Here is a 19,237-nt window from a genome sequence, read left to right on the forward strand (position 1 = left end):
CACCGTCGACGACGTCGAGGTGACGGTGCGTGGGGGAACCGTGCCCGTCCGACGCTACCGGGCCCTCCCCGGTCCGGTGTCCGGCGTGGTCGTGTACCTCCACGGCGGGGGCTGGGTCCTCGGCGGGCTCGACGAGGCCGACCTCCTGTGTCGCAGCCTCGCCCTGCACAGCGGCTGCGAGATCGTGAGCGTGGGGTACCGGCTCGCGCCCGAACACCGGTTCCCCACGGCGGTCGACGACGCCGACGACGTCGTCGCATGGGTGGCCCGCGGTCTCGCCCCGGGTACCGCGCTGACGGTGATGGGGGACAGCGCGGGAGGCAACCTCGCCGCCGTCGTCGCCCGGCGCGCGCGGGACCGCGGTGCGCCGCGGATCGACCTGCAGGTCCTCGTCTACCCGGTCACCGACCACCGGATGGACTCGCGGTCCTACGCCGAGCACGGCCACCAGATGCTGATCAGCGCGGACGACATGGACTGGTTCTGGTCCCAGTACGTGCCCCGCGAGGCCGACCGGATCTCCCCGGACGCGTCGCCCTGTGTCGTCGAGGACCTCAGCGAGCTCCCCCCGGCGGTGGTCGTGGTGGCGGAGTACGACCCGCTGCGGGACGAGTCGCTCGCCTACGCCCGGCGGCTCGCCGCCGCGGGCGTGGAGACGACGGTCCACCGCTACGACTCGATGGCACACGGTTTCTTCGCGCTGGTCGGGGCGTTGGACACCGCCGCGGACGCGGTGCGTTCGGTGGGCGGCGCGATCGCCGCGGTGACCGCGCAGGCGACAGCGGAAGGCGACCCGTGACGGACGTCGACGGGCCGCAGCCCTCGACGCGGTCCGCCGAGCGGCGCGGCTCCGTCATGGCTGCTCCCGGACGGCCGCCAGTCCCGCGTCCAGCAGCTCCTCCGCGGCGGACTCGATGCCCTCGACCTTCACGGGATGGCCCTGTTCGCTCCGCAGGCGGACGCCCTCCAGAATCACGGCGATCTTGAAGTAGGCGAGCCCGAGATAGAAGCCCATGTCCGGGACGGGCAGCCCCGACACCGTTGCGTAGCGATCGAGTGTCTCGGCCTCCGAGAGGAATCCTGGTGCGGTCGGGGCGTCCGGGGTCAGCGACGGATGGGACCTGGCCATCCGGTGGTAGACGAGCAGGAGCGCGAGATCGGTGAGGGGGTCGCCGAGTGTCGCCAGCTCCCAGTCGATCACTCCGGTGACGCGGTGCTCGGCGTCGACGAGCACGTTGTCCAGCCGGTAGTCCCCGTGGACGAGCCTCGTCCGACCGGCCTCAGGGACGCCGGACGCCAGGGCGGCGTGGAGCGCGTCGGCGCCGGCGAGCCCGCGGTCGCCGGCGCGGCCGAGCTGGATCCTCCAACGACGGACCTGCCTGTGCAGGAATCCCTCCGCCCGTCCGAGGTCGGCGAGGCCCGCCGCGACGGGATCGACGGAGTGGATCGCCCCGAGGGTGTTCACCAGGTGCGTCGACATCGTCCGGACGGCGGCGACACCGGATGGTGCGATCTCCGCGGCCCGACGGTAGGTCCGACCGCCGACCCTCTCCATGACGATGAACGGCGCGCCGATGACGGTCGGGTCCTCGCAGAACAGGTCGACGCGGGGCACCGGGACCTCGGTGGGGCCGAGCGCGGCGAGGACCCGGGCTTCGCGGGCCATGTCGTGGGCCGTGCCGAGGACGGGTCCGAGCGGGGGGCGGCGGACGATCCAGGACCGTCGGCCGTCCGTCACCTCGTAGGTCAGGTTCGACCTGCCGCCGGTGACGAGCCGTGCCCGCACCGGGCCGCCGAGCAACCCGGGACGGGCTCGCTCGAGGTACTCGCACAACCGGTCGAGGTCGAGCCCCGGCAGTGAGTCCGATGTGGAGGGATCAGGTGTCCTCGGTGCCGTGTGGCTGCTCATGCGGCGGCGGTCCACAGGGCCGTGAAGCGTTCCCTGAAGTCGGCCTGGGCCGGCGGGACGAACAGCGAAGGCTCGGGGAAGCGGTCCAGGTTCTCCGCCTTGATCAGGGGGGAGCCCAGCTTGTCGGCGCCCTGCCAGAGCGGCTGGCCCGCGAGTTTCCGGGCGATCAGGTCGACCACCGCCCAGGCCTGGAATCCGAACGAGCCCGCGGTGGTCGTCTCGTACGGGTACCCACCGCTCCTGAGCAGGGCGATGCCCTGCGGGTAGCCCTCGAAGCTCTGGATCGTGATGTCGGTGCGGCCCGCCTGCACCGCCGTCTGGGCCATGGCGGGAGCCACCGCGTCACCCATGCCCTGCAGGACCGTATTCGGACCGGAGCCCTGCGGGTTGCTCGACAGCATGGCGGTCCAGAACGGCGGCCCGGGATCCAGGATGTCGGCGATCACGATCGACTCGTCCTGCCACGGGCATCCCGGGCAGTTCTCGGACAGGTACTGCTTGGCCGCGGCGACCCGCTGGTCGACACCGGGGAACTCCTTGTCGGACACGCCGATGACGTTGGCCTGCTCGCCCTTCGACGCCAGGATGTTGGCGCCCATCAGGCGACCTTGGGCCGCGAAGTCGATCCCGGTGTCGATGACGCGGTCCTTGAGCACCCCCGACGCGGTGCAGGCCGAGATGCAGCCGATCGTGACGCCGCGGTCCAGGGCGGCCTCGACCGCACCCTGGAAGTTCGTCACGTCGTACGACTGGATGATGATCGCGTCGAACCCCGACTCGGTCGCCTGCACGATGAAGTTCTGAGCCTTCACCGCGTCCCCGGCGGAGTCGAAGACGGTCATCTCCCAGCCCATCGCCCCCGCGGCCTCGGTGGCCACGGTGGTCTGGGTGACCCCGGCCGGGTTGTTCTGGCCGACCGAGATGATCGCGACCCGCGCCTGCCTGCGGGGTACCGGATCGGTCGGCATCGGGAAGGTGAACCCGGCCGGATCCATGCCCTTCGACACCTCGGCCGCGGCCCGCTCGACCGCGGGCGAGGCCGGTACGGTCCCGGTGGGTGCGGCCCCGCTGGGCGATCCGGCGGACCCCGCGCAACCCGTGGCGAGGACCAGTGTCAGCGCGGCCGCGCCGACGAGCCATCGACCGCCGGATCGTCTCTGATCACGAGCCATGTCGTCCTACCTCCTGGGTGTCCGGCCGCCCTGGCGGGCGGTTCTGTACTGCGCCGGCCTTCATGCGGGCGGGTGCTAGGTGCGTCGCCTGCGCAGCAGGGCGGGCAGCCCGACGGCGAGGACGAGGACGAGACCGTTGACGATGCCGGTCCAGGTGTAGCTCACGCCGCCGATCACGAGCCCCTGCCCGATCCAGACCACGACGACGCCGCCGAGCAGGGTGCCCCAGACGGTGAACCCGCCGTTGGACAGGATGACCGTCGAGACGAACGCCGCGGCGAACGCGGGCAGCAGATAGGGCTCCGCGATGCCGGGGCTGGCCGAGCCGAGGGTTGCTGCCAGGGTCACCCCCGACAGGGCGGCGAGCACCCCGCCCACGACGAACGCCCTGATCGTGACGCCGTCGGTGTGCACCCCCGCGAGACGCGCGGCGGCGGGGTTGGACCCGGTCGCCTTCAGGTGACGACCGAAGACGGTGAACCCGACGAGACCCCAGAGGACGACCGCGACCGCCCCGAGCAGCAGGATCATCCACGACACCTGGCCGAGCCACGCCGGGAGATCCGCCACCGTGGCGAGCAGGACGAGGATCGCGATCACCGCGCCGATCAGTCCGAGCGTCCATCGACGGATCGGCACCCCTTGCGGCCGGTGTCGTCGGAGCACCACGACGACGGCCGCGGCCGCCAGGGCCACCACCGCCCAGACCACGAAGGCGGGCGGTTTCGCCGTGAAGGAACCCAGGGAGGTCGGTCGACCGAAGAACCACTCCGGCAGCCGACCGCTCGTCGGGTTCGAGACGACCGCGGCGCCGTCCGAGTACACCAGCGCGAACCCGCTCAGGATCCCGCCGGTCCCGAGGGTGGCGATGAACGCGTTCACCCGCATACGAACGACGATGAGGCCGTTGACCAGGCCCCCCACCACCCCGATGGCGAGGCACGTCACCAGGACGAGCCCGAACGGCCACCTCTCCTCGACCGCCAGCCCCACGGCCAGGAACGCGGCGAGGGTGGACATCGAGGCCACGGACAGGTCGAACTGCCCGGCGACCAGGGTGGCCAGGACGGCGAAGCCGAGCAGGATGATCGGGATGTTCTGGTGCAGGTCCAGCAGGCGGGCGCCCACGTTCAGGAACCTGCTGCCGAGCCACACCGCGTAGCCGGCGAAGATCAGCAGGAAGGCGGCCGTGGTCCAGGCCCTGCCCGCGAGGTCGCTGCGGAGCAGGTCGGGCAGACCGGCGCCCCGCAGCCGTCCGGGTCGGTGGGTGGAGGTCGGGTGGTCCGGCGTCTCCACGGTCGGCGGGAGCATGTCACTCCAGTGGTCAGGGGTGGTCCTTGCGTGCGCGCATGCTCAGACCACCGACTCGAGTTCGGACTCGGCCATCTCGGAGACCGGCCGCAGCGGGGACAGACGTCCATCCGCGACGACCCCGATCCGGTCGCACACCGCGAAGAGGTCCTCCGCGTCGGAGGTCACGACCAGGATGGCGGCGCCCTCCCGGGTGAGGGTGCGGACGATCGCGTAGATCTGTTCCCGGGTCGTCATGTCGACCCCGCGGGTCGGCTCGCAGAGGACGAACACGTCGGGCCGTTGCAGGAGCAGCCGGCCGAGGATGACCTTCTGCTTGTTGCCGCCCGAGAGCGAGCCGTACCGCGCCTCCGGGTCGGGTGGGGCGATCGAGAGGCGTTCCACCGACGAACCGGCGGTCGAGCGCTCTGCCCGGAGGTCGAGTAGCCCCGAACGCCCCCGCAACCGGTCCAGTGCGCCGAGCGTGAGGTTCTCCCGCACGCTCAGCCGGTCGAACCCACCCTGGGTCTCCCGGTTCGGCGGGACGAGCGCGCGGCGGACACCGGGTGCGATCGACATCCTGCCCGCTGCGAGCGGAGTGGATCCGTGCACCAGGTGGGCGAGGTCGTGCAGACCCGACCCCGTCAGACCCGTGACACCCACCGCCTCGTGCCTGCGCAGCCGGAGCGTCACCGGGCCGACGGCGCCGCCGACGGCCCCGTCCAGCTCGACGAGGGTGTCGCCGGGTGTCAGGGCCGCGTCCTCGACGGCGGCGGCGGGACTCTCCGACCTGACCAGCATCCGCACCAGCGCGGCACGATCGAGCGCCGCCGAGGGGGCGTCCTCCACCACCCTGCCGTCGATGAGGACGACGACCCGGTCGGCCGCGTCGAGGATCTCGGACAGCTTGTGCGTGACCATGACGACGGTGGCACCCTCGGCGGCCTTGACCTTGAGGGAGTCCAGGACCCGCTTCGCCTCGCCGGGCGGCAGCGTGGAGGTCGCCTCGTCGACGAAGAGCACCGTGGCGCCGCGGTCGAACGCCCGGGCGATGGCGACCAGCGTCCTCTCGCCCGGGGCGAGCCTCCCGACCGGCGTCTCCACCGGCAGGTCCACCGAGACCGCCGCCAGGGCCCGCTGGGCCGCGGCCGTCTCGCGTGCGCGGTCCAGCAGGCCGGCGCGGCGCAGCGGAGGCTGACCGAGGCGGAGGTTCTGGAGGACCGTGAGGTCGTCGACGAGCCCGAGGTCCTGGTGGATGAAGGCGACCTCGGGCCGGCCGGCGAGCGATCCGACCACGGTCGCGCCCAGGCGGATCTCACCCCGGTCCGGGCTGTGGATCCCGTCCAGGATCTTGATCAGCGTCGACTTCCCGGCCCCGTTGGGGCCCATCAGCCCGACGACTCGTCCCGGTTCCAGGCGTAGGTCGATCGGGTGCAGGGCCATGTGCGACCCGAAGGACTTCGTGATGCCATCCAGGCGGATCTCCGGGGCGGGTCCGGTGGCCCGGCCGGCGGTCATTTGATCATGAAGCCGGCGTCGACCGGGAGGTTGACGCCGGTGATGTAGCGGCCTTCGTCGCTCACGAGGAACAGGATGGCGTTGCTGAGGTCGGCGGGCTCGATCAGCGGCACCGGCATCAGGTTCGCGACCTGCGAGGCGCCCTCGGGGTTGTTCTCGATCCACGCGGTCACCACGTCGTTCTGCACCATCGGGGTCGCGACGCCGGTGGGGCAGATGGTGTTCACCCGGATGCTGTGCGGGGCGAGCCAGTGTCCGAACGAGCGCATCAACCCGACGACACCGTGCTTCGACGCCGTGTAGGCCGAGGTGGCCGCCGAACCGTCGCCCCCTCGGCCGTGGATGCCCTGGGTCGAGCTGGTGAGCACCATGGCTCCACCGCGCCCCCGCTCGATCATGCCCGGAGCCGTCGCGACGACGGTGTTCCAGACACCCATCAGGTTGACGTCGATCACGTCACGGGCGATGGTCGCGAGCTCGCCCGGGTCCTCGGGCTGCCCCTGGGGGGCGATGCCCGCGTTCGCGAGGACGATGTCGACCGGGCCCAGCTCCGAGACGCCCTCCTCGAGGGCCCGGGTCAGTCCGACCAGGTCACGGACGTCCGCCTGGCGGGCGACGATGCGTCGACCGAGGTCCTTCACGAGCGCGACGGTCTCGTCCAGGTCGTCGGGCACGGACATCGGTGCCCGCACCGACGGGATCTGCTTGCAGATGTCCACCGCGATGATGTCCGCACCCTCGCCCGCCAGCCGGAGGGCGTGACTGCGCCCCTGGCCCCTGGCTGCCCCGGTGATGAAGGCGACCTTGCCCTCGAGCTTGCCCATCGTCTCGACCTCCGCGTCGTGGTGCCGTACCGCGAGGACGGGCCCGTCCGGACGACCGGTGACTCGCCTCACAGAGAACTGCACGCAGTATTGACCGAGCGCTCGGTTTCGACAAGAGCCGAAGTCGTGGAGTCGGCAGGACCGCTCGGCGATCGGCGTCCTCGATTGGGCTTCTCAGCTGGTCATCAAGGCGACCGGAGTCCCGGCCGTCACTCCTCGTGGAGGGTGGGGGACCGTGAGTGGATCGAGCGCGATTGACCGAGCGCTTGGTTGACCTGTGACCTGGGTCATGATACGAAATGTCCACCCGGCCGGCGTTCGGTGCCTGCAAGGGTTCGCCCGGGGCCGGGGCCGGTCATGTGGCCGGCACCCGCTCGACACGGCACGACGTCGTGCCCACGCTGAAGGGACACTCATGGAGATCGGTCGAGTCACTGAGCACCACGCGGACGTCGACGGCGGTCACTTCTTCTACCTCGCGTCCGGACCCGAGGACGGACCTCTGGTCATCTTCGTGCACGGCTGGCCCGAGCTGTCGATCAGCTGGCGCCACCAGCTCCCGCACCTGGGCAGCCTCGGTTTCCGGGCGATCGCGCTCGACATGCCCGGGTACGGCCGCTCGGTCAGGTTCGACAGCCACGAGGGCTACGCGACCGAGAACATCGTCCGCATGCTGATCTCGTTCCTCGACGGTCTCGGGGCGGAGAAGGCGGTCTGGGTCGGCCACGACATGGGTAGCCCGATCACCTGGAGCGTGGCCAGCCACCATCCGGAGCGCTGTCTCGCCGTCGCGAGCCTCGGCCTGCCGTACATGGCGCACGAGCGCGGGATCGACCACCTGCTGACCGTGATCAACCGGGACATCTACCCGGAGGACGAGCACCCCGCCGGCCAGTGGGACTACATGTACTTCTACCGGGACAACTTCCCCGACGCGCAGCGTGCCTTCGAGGCGAACCCGGGCGCCCTCGTCAAGGCGATGATGACGAAGGGGGACCCGGAGGGGGGCAAGACGCCGCTGGTCACCGCGGGAGTCCGTGCACGAGGGGGATGGTTCGAGGGCGACGAGGGCGCGCCCGACGGGCCCCTCGACCCCGACCTGCTCACCGTGGAGGACCTCCACGGCTACGTCAGCTCGATGTCGCGCAACGGGTTCTTCGGGCCGAACTCGTACTACATGAACTTCGAGGCCAACGCCGAGTACTACGCGCGGTCGGTCAACGGCCACTACCTGGACATGCCCGTGCTGTTCGTCCTCTCCGAGTACGACTACTGGTGCGAAAGCATCGTCTCCCCCCTCGCCGACGACATGCGTCGCTACGTTCGCGACCTGACCTCGGTGTCCATCACCTCCGGTCACTGGGTCCAGCAGGAACGGCCGACGGAGGTCAACTCGGCCCTCGTCAACTGGCTGGCGACCTCCGGTGTCTGGCCGGAGCGCAAGAGCGTCCAGTGGCAGCGGGCAGTCGACTGACCGGGTCTGCGGCACGCCCCGTCACGGTCGCGTGACGGGGCGCTCGCCGGGACCGAAGAAGGCGACGCCGCCGCCGACGTCGTCGAAGGGCAGGAGTGGAAGACATGGGGACCACATGACCGACATCGCCGAACCCGTCCGGACGTCGTCGCAGCCCGAGCAGCTTTTTCGCGACTGGGTCGACGAGTTCGCCCGCGCGCTCGACTCCCGGGACGTCGACGCGGTCGTCCGCCTCTTCGTCGACGACGGGTGGTGGCGCGACGTCGTGGTCCTGGGCTGGGACCTTCGGACGTTCCACGGCGCCGCCGCCCTCCGCGGCGTCCTGGAGGAGCGCCTCGCCCTGGCCGGGCTGACCCGGTTCCGGCTCCGGGAGGGCGCCGAGCCGACCCTGGTGGAGGCGTCCGCGGACACTCGGTGGATCCAGGGCTTCGTCGAGTTCGACACCGGCGCGGGGCGCGGCAAGGGCGTGGTCCGGCTCGTCCCGGGGATCGACGGGGTCTGGCGGGCGTGGACCGTGATGACCGCGTTGTACGAGCTGCGCGGTCACGAGCTCGCCCTCGCCGACCGTAGGCCGGTCCAGGATCGGGAGTCGGGGCTGACGTGGGCGCAGCGGCGGCAGGCGGCCGCTGCGTTCGAGGACGAGCCGGCCGTCGTCGTGGTGGGCGCCGGGCAGTCCGGGCTGGGCATCGCCGCCCACCTCGGATTGATGGGCGTCCGTACGCTGGTGCTCGAGAAGAACCCGCGGGTCGGTGACAACTGGCGCAACCGGTACGAGTCGCTCGTGCTGCACGACCCGGTCTGGGCCGACCACTTCCCGTTCCTGCCCTTCCCCGAGTCCTGGCCCGTCTACACGCCGAAGGACAAGCTGGCGGACTGGATGGAGGGCTACGCCCAGACGATGGAGCTCGACGTCTGGACGGGTGCTGAGCTGCTCGACTCCACCTACGACGACGACACCGGCCGCTGGACGGTGCGCGTGCGGCGGCCCGGCGGGACCGAGCGGGAGCTCCACCCCGCCCACGTCGTCCTGGCCACGGGCACGCTGACCGAGCCGAACGTCCCGGAGCTCCCGGGAGCCGAGCGGTACCGGGGGACCCTGCGGCACTCGAGCCGCCATCCCGGCAGCGACGGGTGGGCAGGCCGCAAGGTGGTCGTGGTGGGCGCCTGCAACAGCGGCCAGGACATCGCCAAGGACCTCTACGAGCACGACGCGGAGGTGACGATCGTCCAGCGGTCCCCGATCTACCTGATGAGCCAGGAGCGCGGGATCCCCACCCTGTTCGCCGGGCTCTACGAGGAGGGCGGGCCGCCCACGGAGGACGCGGACCTGATCAACTTGAGCCTGCCGATCCCGCTCGCCCTGCAGTTCGGCGGCGAGACCGCGCGGGCGATCGGGGACCTGGACCGGGAGCTGCTGGACGGGTTGACGGCGCGCGGCTTCCAGCTCGACGACGGCGTCTCGACCGGTGGGCTGATGGGGCGCGCGTTGCGGCGGGGCGGAGGCCTGGTGATCGACGTCGGGTGCTCCCAGCTGATCGTCGACGGCAAGATCGGGCTCGCGAGCGGCGGTGTGCGGGAGCTTGTCGAGACCGGCGTGGTGCTCGACGACGGGACGCTGCTCGAGGCGGACCTCGTCGTCCTGGCCACCGGCTTCGCGAACATGCGCGAGACCGCGCGGCGGCTGTTCGGGGACGCGGTGGCGGACCGCTGCTCCCCTGTCTGGGGTCTCGACGACGAGGGCGAGCTGAACGCGATCTGGCGCCCGTCCGGACACCCCGGCTTCTGGTTCACCGGGGGCAACCTCCTGTTGGCGCGCATCTACTCCCGCTACCTCGCGGTCCAGATCGCAGCCGCTCTGGAGGGGCGGGGAGCAGGCGGCGGAGCTCGTTGACCGAGCGCTCGGTCAATTGTATCGTCCGACAGGATCCAGCGAGAAGAAGGAGGCCGTGACCATGGTTCGTCCGACGCGGCGCAAGAGCATGCGGGCAAGGCTGGACGAGGGGGAGACCCTGGTCGGGACCCTCCACGACTTCGTCGACCCGGCACTGATCGAGATCGTCGGATGGGTCGGCTACGACTACGTCGTGCTGGAGCACGAGCACGGACTCCGCAGCCTGGAGTCCATCCAGAACCTCATCCGGGCGGCCGAGGCGGCCGGGCTCGACACGATCGTCCGCGTGGGCACCACGGCGCCCGCCCTCATCCAGCAGATCCTCGAGGCGGGGGCGACCGGGGTCATGGTCGCGCACGTCCGGACCGCGGAGGACGCGGAGACGATCGTGCGCGCCGCGCGCTACGCACCACGGGGCACGCGCGGGGAGGGCTACACCCGCAACGGCAGGCTGTGGGAGATCGGCCCGGGGACGACGGCCCTGCACGAGCAGGCGGACCACGAGGCGATCGTCCTGGCGATCATCGAGGACCCCGAGGGCGTCGAGAACATCGAGGCCATCGTGCGGACGCCGGGCCTGACCGGGATCGCACCCGGGTACGCCGACCTGGCCACCGGGCTCGGTGGTGTCCCGCTCGACTCACCCGAGGTGCTCGACCGGATGGCGCACGTGATCAAGGCGGTGAACGCCCAGCCGGAGGTGCGGATGCTGAGCATGGTGCAGGACGCGGCGAGCATCCCCGGGATCATCGAGGAGGGGAACCAGCTGGTGCTCTGGAACCACGACGTCATCCTGGTCGGGAACCTGTACAAGAAGCTGCTCGACGACACGCGTGCGGCTCTCGGCCAGGGAGACGGTGCGTGACCATCACCGACCTGGACGACGACGTCGTGGTGCCCGAGGTCCGCTCGTCCGCCGCGGGCCGGATCGGCATCCTCACGCTGAACCGGGGTCCCCAGCGCAATCCGCTCGACTTCGCGACGGTCGCGGCGCTGAACGCCCGGCTGGACGAGTTCCTCGACGACCCGTCGATGCGCGCGGTCGTCCTGACCGGTTCCCCGCCCGCGTTCTCGGCAGGGGGGGACCTCAAGGCCTACCTCGACCTGTACCGGGACAAGGTCCGCTTCCGGGCGTTCCTCGAGGCGATCGCGCAGCTGTGCGACAAGTTCGAGTCGAGCCGGTTGCTGTCGGTCGCGGCGATCAACGGCGCCTGCGTGGCGGGCGGCCTCGAGGTGGCCCTCTCGTGCGACGTCATCGTGGCGGGCCGCAGCGCCCGGATCGGGGACGGCCATCTCAAATTCTGGCAGCTGCCGGGGGGTGGGGGCAGCCAGCGGCTCCCACGCGCGGTGGGCCTGCCGATGGCGAAGAAGCTGTTCTACACCCATGCCCTGCTGACGGCGGAGGAGGCACTGGGCGTCGGCCTCGTCACCGACGTGTTCGAGGACGACGAGCTCCTCGAGCGCACGGTTGCGCTGGTGAAGAACGCGATCACCACGCCGGAGGAGACGGTCCGCGCCATGAAGGGGCTGCTGGCGGTCGCGAACCGGGAACCGCTGCCCGTCGGTCTCGGCGCGGAGATCGACACGGTCGTCGACTACGCCTCGAATGTGGAGGGCGCCGCCTACCGGGGCCTCCACGAGTTCCTCGGGAGGACGAGGCCCGAGCCGGATCGGGACGGGAGCGATGAGCGGCGATGAGGAGTCCCTCCGCGCGTTGAACGAGCGGTACTTCCACGGTCTGGACCTCCGCGACCTCGACGTCGTCGGCCGGACCTTCCGGCCGGACGCCTCCGCGGAGTACCTGGACGGGGAGTGGGTCATGTCGGGGCGCGCGGAGATCGTCGAGAAGCTGAGGACGATCCTGCGGTTCCGGTCGTCGATCCATCTGGTCGCCTCGGCGTCCTACACGGTCCACGGCGACGACGCGTCCGGCGTCGTGTTCGCGATCGCCACCCTGGCCGTCGACGAGCCGGGCCCGGCGGTCCTGGTGCGCGGCCTCCGCTACACCGACACCTACCGCCGGGACGCCCACGGATGGGCCTACGTCCATCGCTGCCAACAGGTGCTGTGGCAGTACGACCAACCGGGGGTCACGCCCTCGATCGCCCCCGGGAGCTGAGCCTCGATGTCTCTGAGACCACCCGCCTCCGCCATCGTCGGCGTGGGGTACACCGACTTCTCCTACGAGTCCGGGCGCACGGTGCTCGAACTCGCCACGGAGGCGAGCCGGACCGCGATCGCGGACGCCGGGATGACCCCGCAGGACGTGGACGGGGTGGCCACCTTCTCGATGGGGGACTCGGTCCCGGCGCAGGCAGTGGCGACCTCGCTCGGCGTGGAGGGGATCGACTACCTGCTCGACCTGAGCCTGGGCGGGCAGTCTGCCGCGTACCTGGTGCTGTTGGCCGACGCCGCCATCCGGGCCGGCCTCGCCGGGACCGTCGTGGTCTACCGGGCGCTCAACGGCCGCAGCGGGGTCCGGATCGGCCGGGCCCAGGCCGGGGACGTCCCGGACTCGGTCGCCCACCGCTACGCGGCCGGTCTGACCGCCTATCCGCAGTTCATCGCTATGTGGGCCCGACGGTTCATGATCGAGACCGGTGCCACCGAGGAGGACCTGGCCGCGGTCGTGATCGCCCAGCGCGAGTACGCCTCGCACAACCCGCGGGCCGTCCTGCGGACCCCCCTGACGATCGAGGACTACTTCCGGTCCCCGATGGTGGCGTCGCCGTTCCGGGTCGCGGACTGCACCCGGGAGGTCGATGCCGGCTGCGCGTTCGTCGTGACCCGGGCCGATCGGGCGCGTTCGCTCGACACCACGCCCGTCTACGTCGAGGGCGGGACGTTCGCGTCGGTGCCGCGACCGGGTCGGGAGATCGGTGACATCCTGCTGGCCGACGACTTCTCGCGGAACTGCATGCACGCGGTGGGCGACCGGATCTGGAAGAAGACCGGCTTCTCGCCGGGCGACATGGACTTCGCGCAGATCTACGACTGCTTCTCGAGCGCGGTCCTGTTCGGACTCGAAGGCCTCGGTTTCGTCGACAAGGGGGAGTCGGGCGCGTTCGTTCGCGCGGGCGAGACGGGTAGCGAGGGGGCGCTGCCGGTCAACACGGGCGGTGGGCTGCTCGCCGAGGGCTACGTGCACGGCATGAACTGCGTGACCGAGGCCGTGCAACAGATCCGCGGCGGTGCGGGAGAACGGAACCTGCGCAGGGCGGACGTCGGACTCGTCAGCTCCGGCACCTTGATGGACGGCTCCGCCGTCATCCTGAGCTCGGGAAGGTGAGACACGGTGCACGACGACGAGGAACCCGGTCCGGAGACCGGCATCCGGCTGCTCGAGTGCCGATCGTGCCGGCGCCGCTGGCAGGCGACGTCCGCGGGCTGTCCGTACTGCGGCAGCGTGGAGATCGGCACGACGCACTCCGCGGGTGCGGGTGCGGTCTACTCCTGGGTCGAGGTGTGCCGTTCGCTGGAGGATCCTCCGGCGCCCACGCCGTACACGGTGGTCTGCGTCGAGCTCGACGGCGGGGCCAGGGTCTTCGGCCGGTGGCGCGACAGGGCGGAACCTGCGCCCGCCGAGCGGGTCCGCGCCGAGGTCTCGGCAGGGGTCGCCTGGTTCTCGGCGGATCCCGCCACCGCCCGGTCGTCCGCGACGCCACCGGCCCCGGGTGTACCCGGTAGCCCTGTCGGTAGCCTCGACACATGACGGAGCTGCGATCCGACGGGGGCGGTCGGGCCTCCTCGACGCCCGACAGCGGCCGCGCACGCACCATCCTCACCGTGGCGGCGAAGCTGTTCCGGGAGCGCGGCTACTCGGGGACCACGGTCCGGGACCTGGCCAGCGAGGCCGGGATCTCCTCGGGCAGCGTGTTCCACCACTTCAAGACGAAGGAGGAGGTCCTCCTCCGAGTCGTGGAGGAGGGGCTCGCCGAGTCGATGGCACGCATCGACGCGGCGGTCGTGGCCGGGATGGACCCCCGGGAGACCCTCCGGGCGATGATCCGCGCCCACGTCGGGACCCTGTTGGAGGGGTCGCCCGCGGCGATGAGCGTGTTGTTCTACGAGCGGTGGTCGCTCAGCCCGGAGAGCCTGAGCCGGCTGATCGGGATGCGCGACCAGTACGAGCACGAGTGGGACGTCGCGCTGGCCGCGCTGGGCGGGGACTACCTGAACCGCTCCCACCGTCGGCTGGCGCGGTTGTTGCTGTTCGGGGCGATGAACTGGACCGCCCAGTGGTACTCGCCCTCCGGTGAGTTCTCGCTCGACGAGATCTCCGCGGCCCTGGCCGACCGCTACCTCGGCTGAGCCCGCACACCACACGACGACGCCCCTCCCCGATCCGGGGAGGGGCGTCGTCGCGCAGCCCGGTGCGGGTCAGTGCGGGCGATGCGCGGCCAGGATCGACCGCAGGTCGTCCACCCGCTCCGGGCCGCGCTCCACCGCCCCCCGCTCGACCTCCTTCATCAGGTCGGTGACCGCCGCGTTCACCGGCGCCGTCAGCCCGACCGTCGGCGCCTTGGTCGCGACGTACCCGTTCAGGTAGTCGATCTCGGTGCGGCGTCCCTTCAGGACGTCCTGGAGCAGGGAGGGCTTGTTCTCGCTGGCCCCCACCCGCTCGCCGCCCATCCCGTTGAGCTCGGCCATCGCCCGCCGCCACGCCTGGTCGTCGCCGAGCATGCCGTCGCGCATGTCCGGGGCCTGGATCCGGCCGAACACCGGGTCCATGGCGATCCCGAGCTTGTCCGCCACGAGGGCCGCCTCCGCCCCGCAGAGCAGTCCGACGGCGGCGATGTCGGGGTCTGACCACAGGTGGTGGGTGGTGTAGCCGGTGATGCCGCCCAGGGCGTTGCTCATCAGGTTGAGGGCCAGCTTGCCCCAGAGGACGCTCCAGATGCGGTCCGTGACCTTGATGTCGCCCGCCGGCGTCAGCCACTCGGCCACCTTCTCGACCCGGTCGGAGCGGCTTCCGTCCAGCTCGCCGATGGTGAACGCGGGTTCGTTGCTCCCCAGCGGAGTCCGTTTGATGCGGCCCGGCACGAAGCACTCCCCGGGGTAGTTCGTGATCCCGCAGCCGATCAGCCGACCGGGATCGGTGACCGTCGAGAGCCACTCCTCGGTGATCCCGTTCTGGGCGACCAGGATGCAGCCCCCGTCGGCGAGGTACGGCTCGATGAGCCGGACGGCCCATTCGGAGTCGTAGGCCTTGGTCGACAGGACGACCAGGTCCGCAGGCGCGGGGAGCCGGCCGAGCTGGTCGACGTGGAGGGCGAGGACGTCGGTGGTGAACGACTCCGACACCAGGTCCACGAAGAGGCCCTTCCGCCGGATCGCGTCGACGTGCTGGAACCACGGATCGACGATGGTCGTCCGGAGTCGCCCGGCCCGGTGGACGAGGGCGGCCATCGTGCCGCCGATCGCGCCGGCGCCGAGGAACACGACATGCGCTCCCGGTGCGGTGTTCGTGGCTGTCTCCGTGGTGGGGCTCATCTTCGAAGGTCTGCCTTCCGGAGGGTCGGCGTGACGGTGCCGCTGCGCGGCCGCCCGGGCGCCGGACGAGTTCGACACTCGGCCGCGTCGACCGCGGCCCGTCGGCCAAGGTAACAGCGGTCACAGCGCTGATCAAGCGCTCGGTCAATGTCGATCGCCCGCTCGGAGGCCGTGCTGAAAGCCTTGACAACCCTGCCGACGGTGGGGTTCGCTCCAAACCGAGCGCTTGGTCAATCCTGTGCTCGGTGGGACGAGGGCACCGCCCGACGTCCCGCGGTCCCGGACCCGGACAGGTCGCAGCGACGCGACGGATCGAGGTACCTCATGGATGTCCCCGCCGACCAGGTCGACGTGGGTCCCCGGCGTCCGCGGTGGCGGCGGCGCGCCGCTCGGGCCGTCGGCACCGTCGCGGTCGCCGCCCTGCTCGCCGCCTGCGGTGGCCCGACGGGTGGCGCCTCCTCGGACGACGCGGAGGTGCCGGTCCTGAGGTTGGCGATCGGCTCGACTGCGGCCGACATCCTGGTCTACATCGCGCAGGAGGAGGGGTACCTCGCCGAGGAGCGGGTCGCCGTCCATCTCGACGAGAACACCGGGTCCAACTCCGCGGCGCTGGGGATCTCCGGACAGGACGACCTGGTCGCCGTGAACGCCGTCGGCCCGCTGACGGTCGCCTTCCAGGGTGCGGACTCCCGGATCGTCTACGCCAACAGCGGCGGCGGGGTGAGCGGGTTCGTCGCCGGGGCCCAGGGCATCCAGTCGGTCGAACAGCTGGCCACGGTGCCGGACTGCCGGATCGCGACGTTCCCGGAGGGCACCGGGATCTACGGTGCGGCGCGGATCATCCAGAGTCAGTACGCACGCAACTGCGAGCTCCTCCCGATCACCGACGTGGGCGGGTTGATCGGAGCCCTCACCGGGGGCCGGGCCCAGGCGGCGGTGGGAAACCTCAGCATGTTCTCCACCGCGATGGCCGAGGGGAAGGCGACCGCACTCGTCGACACCACGACGGACGCGGGCCGGGCCGTCTACCGCGTGCCTCCCTACCCCGAGGTCGTCTACTGGGGCATCGGCGACAACCTCGTCGAGAAGCGGGTCGCGGTGGAGCGCTGGCTCAAGGCGATGGACCGGGCGCGGACCTACCTCGCGTCGGCGAGCACCGACGAGGTGGCGGACCTGATGGCGAGACTGCCGGTGTGGGCAGGGGTGCCGCGACAGGGCCTGACGGTCAGTGCGGAGTCCTTCAAGGCCTACCTCGCCCCGGGGAGCGAGCGGGGCTACATCAGCGAGAAGCTGTGGCAGGACTCGCTCGGGACCTATGCCAACTTCTCCATCCCCCGGTACCGGGCCGACGATCCCGCGGCCTCCTACGCCGAGCGGGTCGACATGTCGTTCTACGAGAACGCGATCGGGAAGCCGGCCGGATCGTGACCAGCGGAGCCGCTCACCCGGACGACCAGCCCCCAGGGAAGGTGACGACGATGGTTCGCGAGATCGCGTTCCTCACGGTGGCGGACGGTGCGGGGCCTGCGCTGGAGTCGGCGCTGTTGTCCGTGCGCGACGTGCTCGACGCCGACTCGGGATGCCTGGGGTTCACCCTGGACCGGTGCCTCGAGAACCCCCTCGAGTACGTCCTCGTCGTCGAGTGGCGGAGTCTGGAGGCGCACACCGAGGACTTCCGCAGCTCGCCGGACCGGTCGCGCTTCCTGAAGGCACTCCTCGGCTGCGTGTCCGAACCGCCGCGTTCGGCCCACTACGTCGTGGCCGTGAGCTGACGATGCCTGCCGTGAGCGTCTCCCGCGCCGACGGGTCCCCGTGGGGTCCGACGGCCCCGGCCGTCATCGACCTACAGGGTGTCGGGTTCGGCTACACGCCCGACGCCCCCGTCCTGGCCGACATCACCCTGTCGTTGGCCGCAGGCTCCGTCGTGGGCATCGTCGGCCCCAGCGGGTGCGGCAAGTCGACCCTCCTCTCGCTGCTGGCCGGACTGCGCAGGCCCACGTCCGGGAGTCTCGAGCGGCGGACGGACGTGGCGGACCGGCACCCGCTCAGCATGGTCTTTCAGAAGGACACGGTCCTGCCGTGGAAGACCGTCGTCGAGAACGCAGGCCTCTACGCGACGTTCCGCGGGCGCAGGCGTGCCGCCGAGGACGGGGAGCCTCCGGGACCGCGGGTGCGCAGGCTGCTCGAGATGGCCCACCTCTCGGAGGTCGCCGACGCCTACCCGTACCAGTTGTCGGGCGGGATGCGGCGCCGGCTGGCCTTCGTCACCGCTGTCGCACCGGGGCCGCAGATCCTGTTGCTCGACGAACCCTTCTCGTCGGTCGACGAGCCCACCCGCATCGGCATCCACCAGGACGTCTTCGCGATCACGAGGGGGATGGGCATGACGACCGTCCTGGTCACGCACGACCTCGCCGAGGCGATCACGTTGTGCGACCGCGTGCTGATCCTCAGCCGAGGGCCGAGCCGGATCGCCCACGAGCACCGGATCGACTTCGGCCCAGAGCGCGACATGCTGCGGCTGCGGGGGACACCGACCTACCAGGCCGCCTACGCGGATCTCTGGCGTGATCTCAGCGCAGAGATCGCGGCGTCGTCCGCCGCGGCGGCAGGATGACGGCCATGACCGCCACGACCGCGGACCGGATGACGGGCCGGGTGTGGGCCGGCCGGCTGGCCGTCCTCGCCGTCGGGCTCGCCGCCTGGCAGTTCCTGCCGCAGGTCGAGTGGCTCCGCGAACGGGCGACGGTGTTCGACCCGTTCTTCGTCAGCTCGCCGAGCCGGGTCGCGGAACGCCTCTGGGAGCTGTGTGTCGGCAGTGGTCCCGATGGGGTCTCGGTCTGGCCGGTGCTCGTGCAGACCCTGGTGGCGACCTTCGCCGGGGTGATCATCGGAACGGTGCTCGGCGGCCTGGCCGGGGTGGTCCTCAGCAGCAGCATCCCCGCGAGCCGGATCCTCGGCCCCTTCGTCGCCTTCTTCAACGCCATGCCGCGGATCGCGCTGGTGCCGATCTTCGTCATCCTCGCGGGCCCGACGACGACGGCCACGGTGCTGACCGCCGTCGCGGTGATCTTCTTCCTCGTCTTCTACAACGCCTTCGCCGGTGGCCGCAGCGTGCCGCCCGAGGTCGTGCAGAGCACCCGGCTGCTCGGCGCCTCGCCGCGGTCGGTCATGTTCCGGGTCCGCCTGCCCTACGTCGCGGTGTGGACCCTCGCGGCCCTGCCGAACGCGATCAGCTTCGGCCTGGTCGCCGTGGTCACGGCGGAGATCCTCACCGGGCGGGTGGGCATGGGGCGACTGCTGCTCAACTCGATCTCGACCGCCGACGCGACACTCACCTTCGCCGTGGTGTTCCTGCTGGCCGTCGTGGGGGTCGTGCTCGTCTCCGCGTCCGACCTCGTGTCCCGACGCGCTCTGCACTGGTGGGAGAACTCGTGAACGTCCAGGCCCCGACCGCCGCCCAGGCCGGCGGGCCGCTCGCCGCCGCGCAGGCTCGCCGTCAGGAGGGCTACCGGGCGGCGGGTCACTGGAGTGGACAGACCCTCCACCAGCTGGTGGGACGGGTGCTGGCCGCCCACCCCGCACTGCGGGTGGCGAACTCGACGGAGGAGCTGTCCCTGACGGAGGTCTGGGCGGCCGCGCTGACCTACGCCGAGGCCCTGCGGG

General features: G+C 71.2%; 20 protein-coding genes. 14 read left to right on the forward strand and 6 right to left on the reverse strand.

The features are described from left to right. A partial coding sequence (locus tag H5J29_RS03230; protein WP_220186923.1) for an alpha/beta hydrolase occupies window positions 1–799 on the forward strand: 799 nt, incomplete at its 5' end. Between the two features lie 54 nt (window positions 800–853). Here the strand turns inward: H5J29_RS03230 and H5J29_RS03235 are convergent. From H5J29_RS03235 to H5J29_RS03255, 5 genes are all read right to left on the reverse strand, one after another. Continuing rightward, entirely contained in the window at window positions 854–1,909 is a 1,056-nt protein-coding gene (locus H5J29_RS03235) for a phosphotransferase family protein (protein ID WP_181779394.1), read from the reverse strand. Beyond that, the gene (locus H5J29_RS03240) at window positions 1,906–2,904 is read right to left on the reverse strand and encodes a sugar ABC transporter substrate-binding protein (RefSeq protein ID WP_181779395.1); all 999 of its coding nucleotides are present in this window, start codon (window positions 2,902–2,904) and stop codon (window positions 1,906–1,908) included. Before H5J29_RS03240 ends, H5J29_RS03235 begins: the two co-directional genes overlap by 4 nt. Window positions 2,905–3,156: 252 nt before the next feature. Next, window positions 3,157–4,392, reverse strand: a complete 1,236-nt coding sequence (locus tag H5J29_RS03245) for an ABC transporter permease (protein ID WP_181779396.1) — start codon at window positions 4,390–4,392, stop codon at window positions 3,157–3,159. 42 nt (window positions 4,393–4,434) lie between these two features. Continuing rightward, complete coding sequence (locus H5J29_RS03250) at window positions 4,435–5,889, reverse strand: ATP-binding cassette domain-containing protein (protein WP_181779397.1); 1,455 nt, start codon at window positions 5,887–5,889, stop codon at window positions 4,435–4,437. Next, the gene (locus tag H5J29_RS03255) at window positions 5,886–6,713 is read right to left on the reverse strand and encodes a mycofactocin-coupled SDR family oxidoreductase (RefSeq protein WP_181779398.1); all 828 of its coding nucleotides are present in this window, start codon (window positions 6,711–6,713) and stop codon (window positions 5,886–5,888) included. Before H5J29_RS03255 ends, H5J29_RS03250 begins: the two co-directional genes overlap by 4 nt. Window positions 6,714–7,128: 415 nt before the next feature. Here H5J29_RS03255 and H5J29_RS03260 point away from each other — a divergent pair, with 415 nt between their 5' ends. The 8 genes from H5J29_RS03260 (at window position 7,129) to H5J29_RS03295 (ending at window position 14,389) form a co-directional block, all read left to right on the forward strand. Beyond that, complete coding sequence (locus H5J29_RS03260) at window positions 7,129–8,187, forward strand: alpha/beta fold hydrolase (protein WP_181779399.1); 1,059 nt, start codon at window positions 7,129–7,131, stop codon at window positions 8,185–8,187. Window positions 8,188–8,302: 115 nt separating this feature from the next. Further along, the gene (locus H5J29_RS03265) at window positions 8,303–10,078 is read left to right on the forward strand and encodes a flavin-containing monooxygenase (RefSeq protein ID WP_181779400.1); all 1,776 of its coding nucleotides are present in this window, start codon (window positions 8,303–8,305) and stop codon (window positions 10,076–10,078) included. 61 nt (window positions 10,079–10,139) lie between these two features. Next, the gene (locus tag H5J29_RS03270; RefSeq protein WP_181779401.1) at window positions 10,140–10,943 is read left to right on the forward strand and encodes an HpcH/HpaI aldolase family protein; all 804 of its coding nucleotides are present in this window, start codon (window positions 10,140–10,142) and stop codon (window positions 10,941–10,943) included. Further along, the gene (locus H5J29_RS03275) at window positions 10,940–11,776 is read left to right on the forward strand and encodes an enoyl-CoA hydratase/isomerase family protein (RefSeq protein ID WP_181779402.1); all 837 of its coding nucleotides are present in this window, start codon (window positions 10,940–10,942) and stop codon (window positions 11,774–11,776) included. Before H5J29_RS03270 ends, H5J29_RS03275 begins: the two co-directional genes overlap by 4 nt. Beyond that, on the forward strand, window positions 11,763–12,197 hold the full coding sequence (locus tag H5J29_RS03280) for a nuclear transport factor 2 family protein (RefSeq protein WP_181779403.1): 435 nt from the start codon (window positions 11,763–11,765) through the stop codon (window positions 12,195–12,197). Before H5J29_RS03275 ends, H5J29_RS03280 begins: the two co-directional genes overlap by 14 nt. 6 nt (window positions 12,198–12,203) lie before the next feature. Continuing rightward, the gene (locus H5J29_RS03285; RefSeq protein WP_181779404.1) at window positions 12,204–13,367 is read left to right on the forward strand and encodes a thiolase C-terminal domain-containing protein; all 1,164 of its coding nucleotides are present in this window, start codon (window positions 12,204–12,206) and stop codon (window positions 13,365–13,367) included. A 6-nt stretch (window positions 13,368–13,373) separates the two neighbouring features. Next, window positions 13,374–13,790, forward strand: coding sequence for a Zn-ribbon domain-containing OB-fold protein (locus H5J29_RS35745; protein ID WP_181779405.1), 417 nt, complete (start codon window positions 13,374–13,376; stop codon window positions 13,788–13,790). Then, a complete protein-coding gene (locus H5J29_RS03295) occupies window positions 13,787–14,389 on the forward strand; it encodes a TetR/AcrR family transcriptional regulator (RefSeq protein ID WP_181779406.1) in 603 nt (200 codons plus the stop codon). The genes H5J29_RS35745 and H5J29_RS03295 overlap by 4 nt, the downstream gene beginning before the upstream one ends. A 69-nt stretch (window positions 14,390–14,458) precedes the next feature. On the opposite strand, the gene H5J29_RS03300 is transcribed toward H5J29_RS03295, so the two are convergent. Then, window positions 14,459–15,571 carry a ketopantoate reductase family protein gene (locus H5J29_RS03300; RefSeq protein WP_181779407.1) on the reverse strand — a complete coding sequence of 371 codons (1,113 nt, stop codon included), beginning with the start codon at window positions 15,569–15,571 and terminating at the stop codon, window positions 14,459–14,461. A gap of 324 nt (window positions 15,572–15,895) precedes the next feature. On the opposite strand from H5J29_RS03300, the gene H5J29_RS03305 reads away from it, so the two are divergent. The 5 genes from H5J29_RS03305 to H5J29_RS03325 form a co-directional block, all read left to right on the forward strand. Next, a complete protein-coding gene (locus H5J29_RS03305) occupies window positions 15,896–16,999 on the forward strand; it encodes an ABC transporter substrate-binding protein (RefSeq protein ID WP_181779408.1) in 1,104 nt (367 codons plus the stop codon). 50 nt (window positions 17,000–17,049) lie between these two features. After that, complete coding sequence (locus H5J29_RS03310; protein ID WP_181779409.1) at window positions 17,050–17,343, forward strand: antibiotic biosynthesis monooxygenase family protein; 294 nt, start codon at window positions 17,050–17,052, stop codon at window positions 17,341–17,343. A gap of 11 nt (window positions 17,344–17,354) precedes the next feature. Then, a complete protein-coding gene (locus H5J29_RS03315) occupies window positions 17,355–18,188 on the forward strand; it encodes an ABC transporter ATP-binding protein (RefSeq protein ID WP_220186924.1) in 834 nt (277 codons plus the stop codon). Between the two features lie 5 nt (window positions 18,189–18,193). Beyond that, entirely contained in the window at window positions 18,194–19,009 is an 816-nt protein-coding gene (locus tag H5J29_RS03320; protein WP_181779411.1) for an ABC transporter permease, read from the forward strand. Then, a partial coding sequence (locus H5J29_RS03325; RefSeq protein WP_220186925.1) for a hypothetical protein occupies window positions 19,006–19,237 on the forward strand: 232 nt, incomplete at its 3' end. The genes H5J29_RS03320 and H5J29_RS03325, both read left to right, overlap by 4 nt.

The sequence above is a fragment of the Pseudonocardia pini genome, assembly GCF_013870575.1.
GTDB lineage: Bacteria > Actinomycetota > Actinomycetes > Mycobacteriales > Pseudonocardiaceae > Pseudonocardia > Pseudonocardia pini.

Excerpts from the sequence above, each read along its gene's own strand:
- H5J29_RS03235 (WP_181779394.1), bottom strand. The coding sequence starts at position 1,909 with ATGAGCAGCCACACGGCACCGAGGACACCTGATCCCTCCACATCGGAC.
- H5J29_RS03240 (WP_181779395.1), bottom strand. The coding sequence starts at position 2,904 with ATGGATCCGGCCGGGTTCACCTTCCCGATGCCGACCGATCCGGTACCC.
- H5J29_RS03245 (WP_181779396.1), bottom strand. The coding sequence starts at position 4,392 with ATGCTCCCGCCGACCGTGGAGACGCCGGACCACCCGACCTCCACCCAC.
- H5J29_RS03250 (WP_181779397.1), bottom strand. The coding sequence starts at position 5,889 with ATGACCGCCGGCCGGGCCACCGGACCCGCCCCGGAGATCCGCCTGGAT.
- H5J29_RS03255 (WP_181779398.1), bottom strand. The coding sequence starts at position 6,713 with ATGGGCAAGCTCGAGGGCAAGGTCGCCTTCATCACCGGGGCAGCCAGG.
- H5J29_RS03260 (WP_181779399.1), top strand. The coding sequence starts at position 7,129 with ATGGAGATCGGTCGAGTCACTGAGCACCACGCGGACGTCGACGGCGGT.
- H5J29_RS03265 (WP_181779400.1), top strand. The coding sequence starts at position 8,303 with ATGACCGACATCGCCGAACCCGTCCGGACGTCGTCGCAGCCCGAGCAG.
- H5J29_RS03270 (WP_181779401.1), top strand. The coding sequence starts at position 10,140 with ATGGTTCGTCCGACGCGGCGCAAGAGCATGCGGGCAAGGCTGGACGAG.
- H5J29_RS03280 (WP_181779403.1), top strand. The coding sequence starts at position 11,763 with ATGAGCGGCGATGAGGAGTCCCTCCGCGCGTTGAACGAGCGGTACTTC.
- H5J29_RS03285 (WP_181779404.1), top strand. The coding sequence starts at position 12,204 with ATGTCTCTGAGACCACCCGCCTCCGCCATCGTCGGCGTGGGGTACACC.
- H5J29_RS03295 (WP_181779406.1), top strand. The coding sequence starts at position 13,787 with ATGACGGAGCTGCGATCCGACGGGGGCGGTCGGGCCTCCTCGACGCCC.
- H5J29_RS03300 (WP_181779407.1), bottom strand. The coding sequence starts at position 15,571 with ATGAGCCCCACCACGGAGACAGCCACGAACACCGCACCGGGAGCGCAT.
- H5J29_RS03305 (WP_181779408.1), top strand. The coding sequence starts at position 15,896 with ATGGATGTCCCCGCCGACCAGGTCGACGTGGGTCCCCGGCGTCCGCGG.
- H5J29_RS03310 (WP_181779409.1), top strand. The coding sequence starts at position 17,050 with ATGGTTCGCGAGATCGCGTTCCTCACGGTGGCGGACGGTGCGGGGCCT.
- H5J29_RS03320 (WP_181779411.1), top strand. The coding sequence starts at position 18,194 with ATGACCGCCACGACCGCGGACCGGATGACGGGCCGGGTGTGGGCCGGC.